The following is a 15,277-nucleotide window of genomic DNA, read 5'->3' as shown; positions in this document are numbered from 1 at the left end:
GCGTAGGGCCTGATGGCGGTTGCTGCGGAGCTCTGCGCGACCGCGGTGTTCGGAATAAGGCATCGCTGACCCTGCATATATGACACGCGCATTACAAAACGGCGTGCTGCTTTTGTGGCGGCGCGCCGTTTTGCTATCATAGCCTGCGGCGTGTTACGAATCATCTAGCTCGTAACACTGATGAAATGTTTCAGGCGGCGCTGCAATCCCATGCGCCGGCAACCGGGAGGCGTATATGCACATTCCAGACAACTACCTGTCCCCGCAGACCGATGCCGTCATGGCGGTGGCGATGGTTCCCGTTTGGGTTCACTGCATTAAGAAGGTGCGCGCCACGCTCGATCGCGAGCACATGGCCTTTCTGGGTATTTGCGCCGCATTCTCCTTCTTGCTCATGATGTTCAACGTGCCGCTGCCTGGCGGCACCACTGGTCACGCCGTCGGCGGCGCACTCATCGCACTGCTGCTGGGCCCCGAGGCCGCGGCTATCGCTGTCTCGGTCGCGCTGGCGCTGCAGGCGCTGCTGTTTGGCGACGGCGGCGTTTTGTCGTTTGGCGCCAACTGCTTTAACATGGCCTTTGTGCTGCCGTTTACCGCTGCTATCGTGTTCCGTGCGCTCAACAGCCGTCTGCACGACAAGAGCTGGGGCACCTCGGTTTCGGCCATCGTGAGCGGCTGGGTCGGCCTGTGCCTGGCGGCCCTGTGCGCGGCAATCGAGTTTGGTATTCAGCCGATGCTCTTCACCAACGCTTCGGGCGCTCCGCTGTACTGCCCCTTCCCGCTGTCCGTGGCTATTCCTGCCATGTTGATCCCGCATATGCTGGTTGCCGGCGTGGTCGAGGGCGTGGCGACGGCCGCCATCTATGGTTTCATTAAGAAGACGGCGCCGAGCGTTATCGTCGGGCCCGAGGCCGTCGATGGCCAGCTTGCTGCCGAGAGCGCTGCCGCTAAGAAGACCTCGCTGGTCCCCACGCTCATCCTGGTCGCCGTGCTTGTTGTGGCCACGCCGCTGGGCCTGCTGGCCACGGGTGACGCATGGGGCGAGTGGGACGCCGAGGGCGCCGCGACTGCCGTTCAGGAGGCTGGCGACGACAGCCTGCAGGCTTCGGTCGGCCTCGATACCCCGACCTTTGCCGATGCCCTGCCCACGGTCGATTATCTGCAGGCCTATTCCGAGGAGCAGGGCCTTGGCTTTGCCGGCCAGGCTGCGATGTATATTCTTTCGGGCGTGATTGGCGTGGCGGTGCTCACCATCACATTCCGCCTGGTCTCGCTGACGGTCAAGGAAAGCGGTGCTCATGGCAATAGCCGAGCTGCCTAGTTGGCTTGCGGCCGAGGAGCGTTACGAGCCCGCGGGGGCTCGGCATCGTGTGATGCAAAAGAATGTCCTGCACCTGGCGAGCCTGCTTGAGCGGGTTCGCCTGGGTGGAGGCGCGCACGAGGGCGGGTCGATGGTCGACCGCGCCCTTTCTTGCGTTTCGGCTCCGGTGCGCCTGGTGGGGATGTTCGTTTGCGTCCTGTGCGTGTGTCTGACGCAGAGCCCGCTGTACCTCATGTTGATGGCGGCCATCGCGCTGGTGCTCGTTGCCGTGCGCCCCGTACGCGGGCTGCGGGCAACCTTTGTACCGGCGCTCGGCGCCACGGGGCTTGCGGTGGTTTTGGCACTGCCTGCCCTGCTGCTGGGCGCGTCTGCCACGGGCGCCATGCTCAAGATCGCGCTCAAGACCTTCATTAATGTGTCGCTGGTGCTGGGCGTTTCATGGACGCTTACCTGGAGCCGCATGTCGGCGGCGCTCAAGATGCTGCATCTACCCGACGAAGTTATCTTTACGTTTGATATGGCGCTCAAACACATCGAGGTGCTGGGACGCACGGCGCACGATCTGTGCGAATCGGTCATGCTGCGCAGCGTGGGTCGTGCGCCTGCGGGTTTTTCGCGCACCGACTCGCTGGCGGGTATCATGGGCATGACGTTTATCAAGGCGATGGAATGCAGCCACGCGATGGACGAGGCTATGCTTTGCCGCGGCTTTGCCGGTGCGTATCCGGCGCCCGCGCGCGCCGGGTTTGGCTGGCGCGATGCGGTCTATGCGGCCGGCGTGGCACTGCTGGCAGTGTTGTGCGCCGTGCTGTAGGCGCTGCTGGTTCTTGCTGGGGATGCAAATAGGGAAGGGCGACGTTTTGACGATCGATATGAATAGTGCGGCGGGCACGAACGGTGCGGGCGGCGAGGCCGCGCCGCTCATCGAGCTGCGCAACGTGGTGTTCTCATATACGGGGCATACGGTGGTCGACGGCGTTTCGCTGCAGGTCGATCGTGGTGAACTCGTTGCCCTGCTTGGTCCTAACGGTTGTGGCAAGACGACGATCATGCGCCTTATTAACGGCCTTGAGCTCACGGACGCGGGTGCGTACCTGTTCGATGGGCGCGTGGTCGATGCGGCATATCTCAAGGATTCCGCAGCCGCTCAGCGTTTTCATCAGCGCGTGGGCTTTGTGTTCCAGAATGCCGACGCCCAGCTGTTCTGTGCCACGGTGGGCGAGGAAGTTGCTTTTGGTCCCGCGCAGATGGGGCTGCCGACAGACGAGCTCGAGCGCCGCGTCCGCGATGCCATGGAGCTGTTCCAGGTTGCCGATCTGGTCGATGCCTCGCCCTATCAGCTTTCGGGCGGGCAAAAGAAGCGCGTTGCGCTGGCGGCAGTCGTATCGATGAACCCCGATATCCTAGTGCTCGATGAGCCCACCAACGGGCTCGATGAGGACTCGTGCGACATCGTAGTCAACTTTTTGCTGGCCTACGTTGCTGCCGGTAAGACGGTTTTGATGAGTACGCACCATCAAGATTTGGTGCGCCGCTTGGGGGCCCGTGCCATCTATATCGATCGATATCACCATGTGGTCGAGGCGCCTTCGCCGTCGTATGGAACCGAGAGCGGTGCTGCGGAATAGTTGCTGCGTAGAGGATGCGTAGCCGCCCGCGCGGCTTTGCCGTGATGGTATAGTTATCCAGGTTTTTTATGGGGGTGGCTATGCCAAGCTGGAACATTCATATCGCTCAAACGGAGCGCTTGCTGACACGTGCTAGCGTGCTTGCCGATAGCGTGCGCGACCGCAATGCCTTTTTGTTTGGCTGCGTGGTTCCGGACATCTTTGTGGGCTACATGGTTCCCGGCATTGCCGATCCCATCCCGTACCGCATCACGCACTTTGCTAAGCCCGAGCCTATCCCCAAACCACGCGAGCACGAGTTCTGGGATACCTATGTGACGCCGCTGCTTAAAAGTTCGCCCACCGGTGCGCCAGCCGCGGCGACCTCGATTGTCGAGGAGCGCGAGCGACTGAACCGCGTGCACTATCCTCAGCGCTACAGGGATGCCGAGCCGGTTGTCGGTCCCGGCGCCTGTGAGTTCTCGCTTGCGTCCGAAGATGTGGCGCAGTCGCTGCTCGATTTAACGCTGGGCGTCTGGTCGCATCTGGTGGCCGATGCCGTATGGAATACACGCGTGAATCAGTATCTGGAGGCGCACGGCGGCAAGCCGTGTGAGGAGTTCCGCATTAAAAAGCAAGGCGACTTTGACTGGTTTGGCAAGACACTCGGCATTGTTTCGATTCCGCGCGCGACCGATCGCCTGTATACTGCGGCGACGCGTTTTGGGCAGTATCCCATCCATAAGGAGCATGTGCTCAAGACCATCGGCGTTATGCACGAGATTGTGCGCGAAAACCCCGGCGAGCCCGATCATCCGCCATACCGCCTGCTAACTGAGGAGTTTTTCGATGCAACGTTTACCGAGGTCAGCGAGCTGACCGAGGTGGGCTTTGCCGCTCGAATTGCATCACCCGGTGTGCCCGCGTTGCCCCTGATCGCTAGCTGCTAGCTGGCCGGCTTGACAGTGAATAGCTCAACCCAATCGACAAATAGCTCTTGCCGCAGGGTATCTTCGGCAGTACGCTCCTGTTTGGTCTTTGGGGTGTAGGGAAGCCCAGCCTTTTTATGGATGAGCTCGGTTATGTGGTCGAAGCTTTTCTTATCCTTAATCTGGTCATAGGTGATTTGGATGACGTCGTAGCCCATGCTCGTGAGTGCGGTGGCGCGTTCGGCATCGGAGAGGCTCGCGGCTTCGCTGTCGTGGGCTGAGCGGCCTTGACATTCCAGAATGACGCCCATGCTGTCGGTGGCGCTTTCGATGAGGATATCGGCGTAACAGCAGGTTTTGTTATACAGCGAACGTGCAGCTTCGCTGAGCGGGATGCGCGCGTTATTGGTGATGTCGATGCCCAAGCCGCCCTCGTCGCGGGGGAGCGAGATGAGTATGGACGTCTGGACTTCGAAGGGCGAGGCGGTCTGCCCCGTCATGTGCTCGGCCGCCCAACGCAGTTGTTTGACGCCGCGCAGGCCTGCGGCTTGCTTGGCGAACGCGGCGATATCCGTTGCGGTAAGAAGCGGCGTGCGCTTCCACAAGTTGGTGTCATTGCCCTTGGTGTCGTTAACTAGCTCCCAGCCGCAGTTGGGCGGAATGAGCTTAAGCGAAATAGCTTCATCGAGTTGTTGTCGCGTTCGCTCGCAGGGCTTAAACACTGCAAAGGAGCCGCACATCTCGTAGCAAGCCATGAGTAACTGGCTGCGTGAGACCTGCGTGGCAAGGCTGAGCAGCGTGAACTCCGGTGAAGTGACATCAAACCCATGCTCAGTCTGCCTAAACGACCCAGGAGGCGGCTCTTGGGTCAGGAGGTGCGATTTAAACAGGCTTCGCGACCCGGATTGTGCCCGAGTGAATACAAGCCTGTGAAGCGGTGTGTGAAGCAGTTCTTTTACAACTGCATGACTTCCGAGGCCGCAACATCTGCGATCCATATTGCCAAGGCTAATGGCGGGGTAAAGGCCTAATACCTGCGGCGGGATACGGTGATAGTAAAAAGCGGATTGACCGCATAGCGTCAGGTCCATGATATCCTCCTGGTCGAAATGTGCTTTTGGACCGTGCGATGCCAGCGTCAATTCGGAAGTATGCGGCAAAATCTGAACCCTGTGAGCAGACCTGGCTTTTGAGGCTAGTTTATCAGGCATTTTGTTGCGAAAAAACGGGGTGTGCTCGGAGGTCTCAGAATTTGCCGCATACTTCCGAAAACCAGGTCGATCCGGCTTTTGCTAAAACGATTTAGCAGCGTCGGTTAAGGTGTGGGTTTGCCGCTGGGCGAACACTTTTAGCGCTTGGGACTTTATTTATTGGGCCTCGAAAGGTGGATTTCGCCCTTTTAGTAAAGAAATGAGTGCATGTTTTGCCGTGCGCCGGCATTGACACAGAAAAAGGGCCCGGAAGGCGAAGCCTTCCGGGCCCTTTGCAATGCAAACATGCTTGCAAGTACGACTTAACGCACCTGAGCGACGTAAGCGACGTTGGTCGAGGAGACCTTGTCCTCGAGCTGGACGCTCATGCGGGGATCGCCGGCGGTAGCGACGGTCAAATCGCCAGCCTCGACGTAGCCGAGCTCCTTAGCGGTCTCGATCGCCTTGACGATCGTGCCGTTGACGGTGCCCTGGGTAATCTCGGCCTGATGCGGGATAACGCCCCAGTACATAATCATCTGCTGGACGGCCCACTCGTGGCGGGAGAACGCGCAGATCGGCATGTTGGGACGGAAGTGCGAGATCAGGCGAGCAGTACGACCGGTGGTCGTCGGCACGGTGATGCACTTGGCGCCAACGGTGGTGGCCATGTTCACAGCGGACATACCCACAACGTTGTTGACAACGCGGGTGCCGTGAGCATCGGCCGGAACCTCGAGCGGAGCGTGGGCCGGGAGGTACTTCTCGGTCTCGAGAGCAATGCTGGCCTGCATCTTGACGGCCTCGACCGGGTACTTACCGGCAGCGGACTCGCCAGAGAGCATGACGGCGTCGGTGCCGTCGTAGATGGCGTTAGCAACGTCGGCAACCTCGGCGCGCGTCGGGCGCGGGTTCTGCTGCATGGAGTCGAGCATCTGCGTAGCGGTGATGACGGGCTTGTAGGCCGCGTTGCACTTGGCGATGATCTCCTTCTGGATGTGGGGAACGAGCTCGGGCTTGATCTCGATGCCCAGGTCGCCACGGGCGACCATGATGCCGTCGGAAGCCTCGAGGATCTCGTCAAAGTTCTCGACGCCCAGGGCGCACTCGATCTTCGGGAAGATCGTCACGTGCTCGCCGCCGTTCTCGCGGCAAAGCTTGCGGATGCCACGGACGGACTCGCCGTCACGGATGAAGGAAGCGGCGATGTAGTCGATGTTCTCGGTCAGGCCAAAGAGGATGTCCTGACGATCGCGCTCGGTGATGGCGGGCAGCGAGATGTTGACGTTGGGCATGTTGACGCCCTTGCGCTCGCCGATCAGGCCGTCATTCTTGACGACGCAGGTCATGTCCTGGCCGTCGACGGACTCGACCTCGAGGGCAACCAGGCCGTCATCGATCAGGATGAGGGAGCCCTTCTCGACCTCGGAAGGCAGAGCCAGGTAGTCGAGGGAGATGTGCTCAGCGGTGCCATGGAAATCCTCGGACGTGGGCTGAGCGGTGACGACGATCTTATCGCCGGTCTTGACGGCAACCTTCTTGCCGTCGACCAGAAGGCCGGTGCGGACCTCGGGGCCCTTGGTGTCGAGCAGGATGCCGACAGGCAGACCGAGCTCCTTGGAAATACGGCGGACGCGCTCGATGCGACCGTGGTGCTCGTCGTAGGAGCCGTGCGAGAAGTTAAAACGGGCGACGTTCATGCCCGCCTTGATCATCTCGCGGATGGTCTCGTCGCTATCGCAGGCGGGACCCATGGTGCATACAATCTTAGTGCGCTTGTACATTCAGACCTCCATCTGACATCGTCTTGCGCTGATAGATAAACCATAAGAAATAAAACCGAGATGATTATAACGAAATGCCGACCGAATACCCCAAAAAATCGACCGTATGCCGAAATGGAAGTTCATTTTTTGCGGGAAAAACGGTATATGAAAAATCTTTACCAACCACTCCAACCGCTGCTATCTGGGAGATATGTCAGTTTGGCGATGTGCCGAAGAAAAAACGTTTTACCAATGTTGAGCATCACACGGTCTGCACCGTTGCGTGCGGACCATATTTCCAAACCGATTGTTTTGGCTAGACGCGCCGCTTTGGGGTACCATAGCTCCACTATCAACTGCCGCTCAGCACGGCAGCCTTGATGAGCCCTTGCCCTTCTCCTGGGAATTATGATCGGGCATCAATCTGCTGAGTGGCCCGAATCCCAGGAGGGGACTCTATATGCAAAAGGAATACCTGTCCGCCGCGGCGGAGGTGCTCAGCGACCAAGGTGTCGATGAGAACCTCGGCCTGAGCAGCGACGAGGCGTCATCGCGCCTCGCCAAGACAGGCCCTAACAAGCTCGAGGAAGCCGAGAAGACGCCGCTGTGGAAGCGTTTCTTTGAGCAGATGGCCGACCCCATGGTCATCATGCTGATCGTTGCCGCCGTTATCAGCGCGCTCACGGGCATGGTCAAGGGCGAGCCCGACTTTGCCGACGTCGCCATTATCATGTTCGTCGTTATCATCAACTCGGTGCTGGGCGTGGTCCAGGAAGCCAAGAGCGAGGAGGCCCTCGAGGCCCTGCAGGAGATGAGCGCGGCGCAGTCCAAGGTGCTGCGCGACGGCAAACTCGTGCACCTGCCGAGCGCCGAGCTCGTGCCCGGCGACGTGATCATGCTCGAGGCGGGCGACTCCGTTCCGGCCGACTGCCGCGTGCTCGAGAGCGCCACGATGAAGATCGAAGAGGCCGCGCTCACCGGCGAGTCCGTGCCCGTCGAGAAGCATGCCAACGTGATCGAGCTCGCCGCCGGCACCGACGACGTGCCGCTCGGCGACCGTAAGAACATGTGCTATATGGGCTCCACCGTCGTGTACGGCCGTGGTCGCGCCGTCGTGGTCGGCACCGGCATGAACACCGAGATGGGCAAGATCGCCGGCGCCCTGGCCGAGGCCAAGGAAGAGCTCACGCCGCTGCAGGTGAAGCTCGCCGAGCTCAGCCGCATCCTCACCATCATGGTGATCGTCATCTGCGTCGTCATCTTTGGCGTTGACATCCTCCGCCACGGCGTGGGCAACGTCCTTACCGATCCGACTGCCCTGCTCGACACCTTTATGGTTGCCGTCTCGCTCGCCGTCGCCGCCATCCCCGAGGGCCTTGTTGCCGTTGTGACCATCGTCCTTTCGCTTGGCGTGACCAAGATGGCCAAGCGCCAGGCGATTATCCGCAAGCTCTCTGCTGTCGAGACCCTTGGCTGCACACAGACCATCTGCTCCGACAAGACCGGTACCCTTACCCAGAACAAGATGACCGTCGTCAAGCACGAGCTCGCTGCGCCCAAGGAGAAGTTCCTGGCCGGCATGGCGCTGTGCTCCGATGCTCAGTGGGACGAGGAGCTGGGCGAGGCCGTGGGCGAGCCGACCGAGTGCGCGCTCGTCAACGACGCCGGCAAGGCTGGCCTCACCGGCCTGACTGCCGAGCATCCGCGCGTGGGCGAGGCCCCGTTCGACTCGGGCCGCAAGATGATGTCCGTGATCGTCGAGACCTTGGATGGCGAGTACGAGCAGTACACCAAGGGCGCGCCCGACGTGGTGATCGGCCTGTGCACCCATATCTACGAGGGCGAAAAGGTCGTCCCGCTGACCGAGGAGCGTCGCGCCGAGCTCGTGGCCGCCAACAAGGCCATGGCCGACGAGGCTCTGCGCGTGCTGGCGCTGGCAAGCCGCACCTACACCGAGGTCCCGAGCGACTGCAGCCCCGCTGCGCTCGAGCACGACTTGGTCTTCTGCGGCCTGTCCGGCATGATCGACCCGGTCCGCCCCGAGGTCGCCGAAGCCATCCGCGAGGCCCACGACGCCGGTATCCGCACCGTCATGATCACGGGCGACCACATCGACACCGCCGTGGCCATCGCCAAGCAGCTGGGCATCGTCACCGATCGCAGCCATGCCATCACCGGTGCCGACCTCGATCGCATGAGCGACGAGGAGCTCGACGCGCACATCGAGGACTACGGCGTGTACGCCCGCGTCCAGCCCGAGCACAAGACCCGCATCGTCGAGGCCTGGAAGTCGCGTGACCAGATCGTGGCCATGACGGGCGATGGCGTCAACGACGCCCCGTCCATCAAGCGCGCCGACATCGGCGTGGGCATGGGCATCACCGGTACCGATGTCACCAAGAACGTCGCCGACATGGTGCTTGCCGACGACAATTTCGCCACCATCATCGGTGCCTGCGAAGAGGGCCGTCGCATCTACGACAACATCCGCAAGGTCATCCAGTTCCTGCTTTCGGCCAACCTTGCCGAGGTCTTCTCGGTGTTTATCGCCACGCTCATCGGCTTTACCATCTTCCAGCCGGTGCAGCTGCTGTGGGTGAACCTGGTTACCGACTGCTTCCCTGCGCTCGCGTTGGGCATGGAGGATGCCGAGGGCGACATCATGAAGCGCAAGCCGCGCAACGCCAAGGACGGCGTCTTTGCTGGCAACATGGGTCTGGACTGCGTGGTCCAGGGCTTAATCATCACCGTGCTGGTGCTGGCGAGCTTCTTTGTGGGCGTGTACTTTGACATGGGCTACATCCACATCGCCGATATGATCGCCGGCAATGCCGACGAGGAAGGCGTGATGATGGCGTTCATCACGCTCAACATGGTCGAGATTTTCCACTGCTTCAATATGCGCAGCCGTCGTGCGTCGCTGTTCACCATGAAGAAGCAGAACAAGTGGCTGTGGGCTTCCGCCGCGCTGGCACTGGTGCTGACGGTGATCGTGACCGTGCAGCCGACGCTTGCCGAGATGTTCTTTGGCCCCGTGACGCTTGAGCTCAAGGGCGTTCTTGCCGCGCTGGGCCTTGCCTTCCTGATCATCCCGCTGATGGAGATCTACAAGGCGATCATGCGCGCGGTCGAGAAGGAGTAAGTTAACCTGTCCGGGCCCGCCCCTGCGTGTTTTCTTCTTCGCTGGTCCTCGCGCTTCGCGCTGCGGGATCGCTCAGAAGAAACCCCTCCCGGCGTCGGGCCTTCGGATAACCTCTCGGGACCATGAGCTGAGGGAAAGTGTGTGAGCCGGTCGAGCGTTTGCTCGACCGACTCTTTTTTGTGGGAAAATACCTGCTCAGTTGTGATTTATGGTGCTGGGAGGCGCTTGTGGGCAAGGCTAGGGCTAAGGCGAAGAAAAAGACGACGGGGGCGCGGGCTAAGCGCGATCGTCGTCGGAAGCTCGCGACCGAGGCTCCCGCACCTGCTGAGGAGCTGCTGGCAAGCGTGCCGGGACTCGACGCGCTGCAGGACGTTCCGGCGTTCGATGACCTGCCGGTCGATGAAGCTCAGCAGGCTGCCTTTGATGATTTCTGCGCACATGCTGAGGAACCCGAGCAGATGCAGCTTGGCACCGTGGTGCGCTTGGATCGCGGGTTTCCACTGGTGGCGACTGCCGATGACACGTTTCGTGCCGAGCATGCCGTGGGGTTTGCCAAGTCACGCGGCGAGGACGAGGTCCTGCTGCCTGCCGTGGGAGATCGTGTGGCGGTGCGCCGCGCTCCCGGGCACGATATGGGCGTGATTGAGTGCGTGCTGCCGCGCCGTACGAGCTTTGAGCGTTGGCGCGGCCGTGCCCGCGGAGAGCGCCAGGTGCTCTGCTCCAACGTGGATAGCGTGCTAATCGTGCAGGCGCTCGGTGCCGGCGAGGTGCTGCTCGACCGCGTGGCGCGCTCGCTGGTGTTGGCGCTCGACTGCGATGCCGAACCGGTGGTGGTACTCACCAAAGCTGACCGCTGCGATGCCGGGGAGCTCGAGCGCGATCTAGACCGCGTGCGCCGCCTGGTGGGTCCGGACGTGCGCGTGATCGTGACGTCCTCTGCCGAGGGCCGCGGCCTGGACGAGGTCCGTGCCTGCGTGCCTGCCGGGAGCTGCGCCATGATTCTGGGCGAGTCGGGTGCCGGCAAGTCGACGCTGCTCAATGCGCTGCTGGGCCACGATACGTTGGCGACCGGCGGTGTGCGCGAACGCGACGACCAGGGCCGTCACACTACCGTCGCGCGCGTGATGGTAGCGCTGCCGGGCGACGCCGGCGTGATCGCCGATGCCCCGGGCCTGCGCAGCTTACCGCTCGTGGGTCACGAGCGGGGTCTGGCGCGCGCCTTCCCCGAGATTGTCGAGGCATCGCGCGCGTGCCGGTTTGGCGATTGCACGCATACCCATGAGCCGGGTTGCGCCGTTCGCGAGGCCGAGGACGCCGGGCAGATCGACAGTCTGCGTTTGGAAACGTTCCAAAACCTGGCGTCATCCATGCGCGTGAGTGCTCAAATGCTCGATCCCGATGTCCATCTGTAATTGATTTTTCCTATGACTGCCGTCTCCCAACTGTTCGGGAGACGGCTTTTTTGCTGTGGAAAAGCCTCGAAACATGCAGTTTGCTGACGTGCTGACCAAAACCTTGCCACGAGCTTGACGGGCTGGTCAGTTTTTGGTCAGCGATTGGTTTGACATCGAAAACCAAGATCGCGATTGCGCCGCTTTGCACTCTGACCGCCCAGACAATGGTGGTACGGGCATTCGCCCGGCACTGCCATGAGAGGAGCGGCCGTGAACAAGAGCAAGCGCATCGCCATCAGTCTGGTCGCGGGCGTGCTCGCTGCTCTGCTCTGCATGGTTTACGGCTCGTCGATCCGCTCGCAAGCCGAACAGGTCCAGGCTGAGACCTTGGCCAAGTACGGTGGCGATCGCGTCGAGGTATGCGTCGCGGCGCGCGATATCGATGTGGGCGAGACCCTCGATGAGACCAATGTCATAACCCAGGAATGGCTGACGAGCCTGCTGCCGCGTGACGCGGCGACCGAGCTGCGCCAGGTGCGCGGCGACGTGACGACTTCGCGTATTCCCAAAAACGCCGTGATCTGCAATGTCTACACCAAGGCCGAGAATCACAAGCTCGAGGTGCCTAAGGGCAAGGTTGCCGTTTCGGTGGCGGTCGATGCCGAGCACTCGGTCGGCGGTGCTACGGGCGTGGGCAGCTACGTGGATGTGTATGTGCAAAAAGACGGCGTAACCGATCGGCTGTGCGGCGCGCACGTGATCGATACCAGTGAGGATTCCGGTGCCACGCGCGAGGGCAAGATCGAATGGGTGACGCTGGCGGCTGACCCCGAAGACGTCAAGGAACTGTTGGGTGCCTCGGGCAAGGGAACGGTCAGCTTGACGATTCCCGCCACGGCGCGCGGTAAAAAGAGCGGAGGCGACGAGTGATGAAGGCGATCTGGCTTGCGTGCTGCGCGTGCGGCGATTACGGGCTGTTGCAGCGGGAAGTCGAGGGTCGTGATGCGGGCGCACAGGTGCTTCGCGTGGGTGATCTGGACGGGCTGGTTTCCATGGCGCGGGCGTTTCCGTCGCGCCGCGGGGCTGCCATCATCGCGGCGTCTCTGTTTGATGCCGAAGATGTGCGCAAGACTGTTGCGCGCCTGACGGCCGAAGGCCGCGTGAGTCGCGTGGTCGTGTTGATAGAAGCGCTCGATCCGTCGGATATCGAGGGGTTGTTTCGCGCGGGGGCGACCGAGGTCATCGCTGCGCACAGTATATGCGGCAACGGGCGCGCGGGCGAGGGAGCGGTTGATTCCGATCGGCGCATGACGATTGAGCCCGATGCTTTTGTTGATAGGGAACCCGGGGCGCCTCGCGCTACAAGAGGCCCGCGTGTTGATGATTATGGAAAAGCGGAAGCCGAGCATGGTCGGCGCCCCCGGAACCCCCTTGTATGCGATGACGCTGGAGGGCCGGCGCAGCATGCTGGCGACTCCCCGGCTGTAGATATGGGATACGTGCACGGCGTGCATCTGGTGGATGAGCTCGACGAAGTTGAGGGCTTTGCCGGGTGCGGCGAGTTGTCGCTGATGCAGCATGAGCAGATTGCGCAGAACGAGCTTGCTTCGCAGACCGAACAGGCTGACATGCCGGCTTGGACGCAGCGTGTGGTTGCGGCGGGGGAGACGGGGACGCTGTCACCGACGCCCGCCCCGCCGCCTCCGATGCCGCCGGCAGACGCTGCCGCTCCGCCGCATCGAGCTCCGGTCATCTGCGCCATTTCGGGTTCGGGCGGTTGCGGCAAGTCGACGATCGTTGCCACCATGGCACACACATCGTCGCTGTTGGGCTTGCGTGCCGCCGTGCTCGACCTGGACCTGATGTTTGGAAACCTTTACGACTTGTTAGGCGTCGATGCCCCGCGCGATATGGCGACACTTATCGAGCCGTCGGCGGCGGGCGCGCTCACCGAGCCGGATATCGTAGCCGCTTCGATGCGCGTGGCGCCGGGCGTTACGCTCTGGGGTCCCGTTGCGGCTCCCGAGCAAGCCGAGCTCATGGCACGTCCGGTGGAGCTACTGCTTGATGTTCTGTGTCGCGAATCCGACGTGGTCTTTATCGATACCTCGGTCTTTTGGGGCGACGCCGTGGCGGCTGCGGTGGTAACGAGCGACCGTTGCCTGGTCGTTGGCGATGCGGCGGTGTCGTCCGCGACATCGGCGTCGCGCGTCATTGAACTGGCAAGTCGAGTAGGTGTGCCGCGCACGCGCATGAGCGCCGTGTTCAACCGGTTCGGTGCGCGCGGGGCAGACGAGGACGTCGCCATGCGCTTTGAGATTGCCTGTGCGTTGAGCTCCAAGATTCGTATCGCCGATGGCGGGCAGGATCTCGCCGCGCTCATGGCGTTTGGACGCGCTGACGAGGCAGTGGGTCAGACGAGCGCTTTTGCGACCAGCGTGCGCGAGGCCACGCGCAAGATGCTCGTGGAACTGGGGTGCGCCGTCGGCCCTTGGAGCGATATGGTCGCCGACCGTGCAGCGCGCACTGAACGCCCGCGTATTCGCCTTCCCTGGTCGCGCGAGGGTGATCAGCGATGAGCCTGCAAACGAGGATTAAGGCTGCCGGCGCTGCAGCGGCGGCAGCGCCTGTAGATGCGGGGCGTCGCCGCGCGGTGAAACGACGCACCAAGCGCGCCGTGATGGACCGCATGGGTTACGACGAAGTGGCGCGTATCAGCGCCTATATCGACCCGGCACTTGCCCGCTCGGAATTGCGTCCCGCGGTGGAGGCGGCGCTCAATGTTGAGGAGCCGACCGATCTCGCGACGCCCGAGCGCGAGACCATCATCGACGAGATTTTGGATGACGTGGTGGGCTTGGGGCCGTTGCAGCCGCTCATCGAGGACGATACCGTTACCGAGATCATGATCAACGGCTGCCGCTCGGCTTTCTTTGAACGTGGCGGCGTCTTGTACCCCATCGAGCATGCGTTTGAGGATGATGAGCAGATCCGTGTGCTTATCGACCGCATCATCTCGCCACTTGGCCGTCGTATCGACGAGCGCAGCCCCATCGTCAACGCCCGCCTCAAAACGGGCTATCGCGTCAACGCGGTGATCCCGCCTGTGGCGATTGACGGACCGATTCTCACCATCCGAAAGTTCTCGGACCGCATCTGCTCGCTGGACGAGCTTGTGGGGCTGGGGTCGCTGCCGCTTTGGTATGCGCAGCTGCTGTCGTGCGCGGTGTCGCTGCGACAGGACCTGGCGGTTGCGGGAGGCACGGGATCTGGTAAGACCACCCTGCTCAACGCGTTGTCATGCGAGATTTCCACCGGCGAGCGCATCGTGACGATCGAGGACTCTGCCGAGCTCAAGTTTGCGCATCATCCGCACGTGGTGCGCCTAGAGGCGCGCGAGGCTTCAATTGAGGGCGAGGGCGCGGTGACGATCCGCGACCTGGTAACTAATGCCCTGCGCATGCGCCCCGACCGCATCGTGGTGGGCGAGGTGCGCGGTGCTGAGTGCTGCGACATGCTGCAGGCCATGAACACGGGCCACGACGGGTCGCTCACCACACTTCATGCGGGTTCAGAACAGGAGACCGTGGTGCGTCTGACGTTGCTTGCACGTTATGGCATCGATCTGCCGAGCGAGCTCATCGAGGAGCAGATTGCCATGGCGCTCGACGGCATCGTGATGTCCGAGCGCCACGCCGATGGCAGGCGTTTCGTCTCCTCGTATTCGGGGGTGCGCCGCGCCGCGTCGGGCGGCGTAGAGCTCGAGCGCTATGTGACTTTCGATGCCGCCGAGCGCACCTGGACGCTTGACCGCGAGCCGCCGTTTATTGCAGAAGGCCTGCGGTCGGGGACGCTCACACAAGAGGAGGTGGACGAATGGAGGTCGCTGTGCCCCTCGTCGTAGGGGGTTTGGCAGGGTTTTCTGTTG

General features: G+C 62.0%; 11 protein-coding genes. 9 read left to right on the top strand and 2 right to left on the bottom strand.

All coding sequences use genetic code 11. The features are described 5' to 3' along the window. Window positions 1-235: 235 nt before the first annotated feature. The 4 genes from cbiM to DW136_RS00615 all read left to right on the top strand — a co-directional run bounded on the left by cbiM (window position 236) and on the right by DW136_RS00615 (window position 3,878). Window positions 236-1,321, top strand: a complete 1,086-nt coding sequence (gene cbiM, locus DW136_RS00630) for a cobalt transporter CbiM (protein ID WP_118288849.1) — start codon at window positions 236-238, stop codon at window positions 1,319-1,321. After that, window positions 1,299-2,135: an energy-coupling factor transporter transmembrane protein EcfT gene (locus DW136_RS00625; protein WP_118288848.1), complete on the top strand. Its 837-nt coding sequence runs from the start codon at window positions 1,299-1,301 to the stop codon at window positions 2,133-2,135. Before cbiM ends, DW136_RS00625 begins: the two co-directional genes overlap by 23 nt. A 46-nt stretch (window positions 2,136-2,181) precedes the next feature. After that, a complete protein-coding gene (locus tag DW136_RS00620) occupies window positions 2,182-2,949 on the top strand; it encodes an energy-coupling factor ABC transporter ATP-binding protein (RefSeq protein ID WP_233546503.1) in 768 nt (255 codons plus the stop codon). A gap of 80 nt (window positions 2,950-3,029) precedes the next feature. After that, entirely contained in the window at window positions 3,030-3,878 is an 849-nt protein-coding gene (locus tag DW136_RS00615) for a hypothetical protein (RefSeq protein WP_118288846.1), read from the top strand. On the opposite strand, the gene DW136_RS00610 is transcribed toward DW136_RS00615, so the two are convergent. Then, on the bottom strand, window positions 3,875-4,948 hold the full coding sequence (locus DW136_RS00610; RefSeq protein ID WP_147351622.1) for a hypothetical protein: 1,074 nt from the start codon (window positions 4,946-4,948) through the stop codon (window positions 3,875-3,877). The two genes, DW136_RS00615 and DW136_RS00610, sit on opposite strands and share 4 nt — an antisense overlap. A gap of 422 nt (window positions 4,949-5,370) precedes the next feature. Then, complete coding sequence (gene pyk / locus DW136_RS00605; protein ID WP_089572705.1) at window positions 5,371-6,831, bottom strand: pyruvate kinase; 1,461 nt, start codon at window positions 6,829-6,831, stop codon at window positions 5,371-5,373. Between the two features lie 442 nt (window positions 6,832-7,273). On the opposite strand from pyk, the gene DW136_RS00600 reads away from it, so the two are divergent. From DW136_RS00600 to DW136_RS00580, 5 genes are all read left to right on the top strand, one after another. Beyond that, entirely contained in the window at window positions 7,274-9,955 is a 2,682-nt protein-coding gene (locus tag DW136_RS00600) for a cation-translocating P-type ATPase (RefSeq protein ID WP_118288844.1), read from the top strand. 458 nt (window positions 9,956-10,413) lie between these two features. After that, window positions 10,414-11,367 (top strand): ribosome small subunit-dependent GTPase A, encoded by a 954-nt coding sequence (rsgA, locus tag DW136_RS00595; protein ID WP_199576922.1) that lies wholly within the window; start codon window positions 10,414-10,416, stop codon window positions 11,365-11,367. 252 nt (window positions 11,368-11,619) lie between these two features. Continuing rightward, complete coding sequence (cpaB, locus tag DW136_RS00590; protein WP_233541324.1) at window positions 11,620-12,279, top strand: Flp pilus assembly protein CpaB; 660 nt, start codon at window positions 11,620-11,622, stop codon at window positions 12,277-12,279. Next, the gene (locus DW136_RS00585) at window positions 12,279-13,928 is read left to right on the top strand and encodes a P-loop NTPase (RefSeq protein ID WP_118288842.1); all 1,650 of its coding nucleotides are present in this window, start codon (window positions 12,279-12,281) and stop codon (window positions 13,926-13,928) included. Before cpaB ends, DW136_RS00585 begins: the two co-directional genes overlap by 1 nt. After that, window positions 13,925-15,253, top strand: a complete 1,329-nt coding sequence (locus DW136_RS00580) for a CpaF family protein (protein ID WP_006235095.1) — start codon at window positions 13,925-13,927, stop codon at window positions 15,251-15,253. The genes DW136_RS00585 and DW136_RS00580 overlap by 4 nt, the downstream gene beginning before the upstream one ends. The last annotated feature ends 24 nt before the right edge of the window (window positions 15,254-15,277 follow it).

The sequence above is a fragment of the Collinsella sp. AM12-1 genome (genome assembly GCF_003472325.1).
In the GTDB taxonomy this organism is placed as follows: domain Bacteria; phylum Actinomycetota; class Coriobacteriia; order Coriobacteriales; family Coriobacteriaceae; genus Collinsella.
Note: the sequence above shows the minus strand (reverse complement) of the source record. Positions and strands in the feature narration are given on the sequence as shown.

Excerpts from the sequence above, each read along its gene's own strand:
- rsgA (WP_199576922.1), top strand. The coding sequence starts at position 10,414 with ATGCAGCTTGGCACCGTGGTGCGCTTGGATCGCGGGTTTCCACTGGTG.
- DW136_RS00615 (WP_118288846.1), top strand. The coding sequence starts at position 3,030 with ATGCCAAGCTGGAACATTCATATCGCTCAAACGGAGCGCTTGCTGACA.
- DW136_RS00600 (WP_118288844.1), top strand. The coding sequence starts at position 7,274 with ATGCAAAAGGAATACCTGTCCGCCGCGGCGGAGGTGCTCAGCGACCAA.
- DW136_RS00610 (WP_147351622.1), bottom strand. The coding sequence starts at position 4,948 with ATGGACCTGACGCTATGCGGTCAATCCGCTTTTTACTATCACCGTATC.
- DW136_RS00580 (WP_006235095.1), top strand. The coding sequence starts at position 13,925 with ATGAGCCTGCAAACGAGGATTAAGGCTGCCGGCGCTGCAGCGGCGGCA.
- DW136_RS00585 (WP_118288842.1), top strand. The coding sequence starts at position 12,279 with ATGAAGGCGATCTGGCTTGCGTGCTGCGCGTGCGGCGATTACGGGCTG.
- pyk (WP_089572705.1), bottom strand. The coding sequence starts at position 6,831 with ATGTACAAGCGCACTAAGATTGTATGCACCATGGGTCCCGCCTGCGAT.
- cbiM (WP_118288849.1), top strand. The coding sequence starts at position 236 with ATGCACATTCCAGACAACTACCTGTCCCCGCAGACCGATGCCGTCATG.
- DW136_RS00625 (WP_118288848.1), top strand. The coding sequence starts at position 1,299 with ATGGCAATAGCCGAGCTGCCTAGTTGGCTTGCGGCCGAGGAGCGTTAC.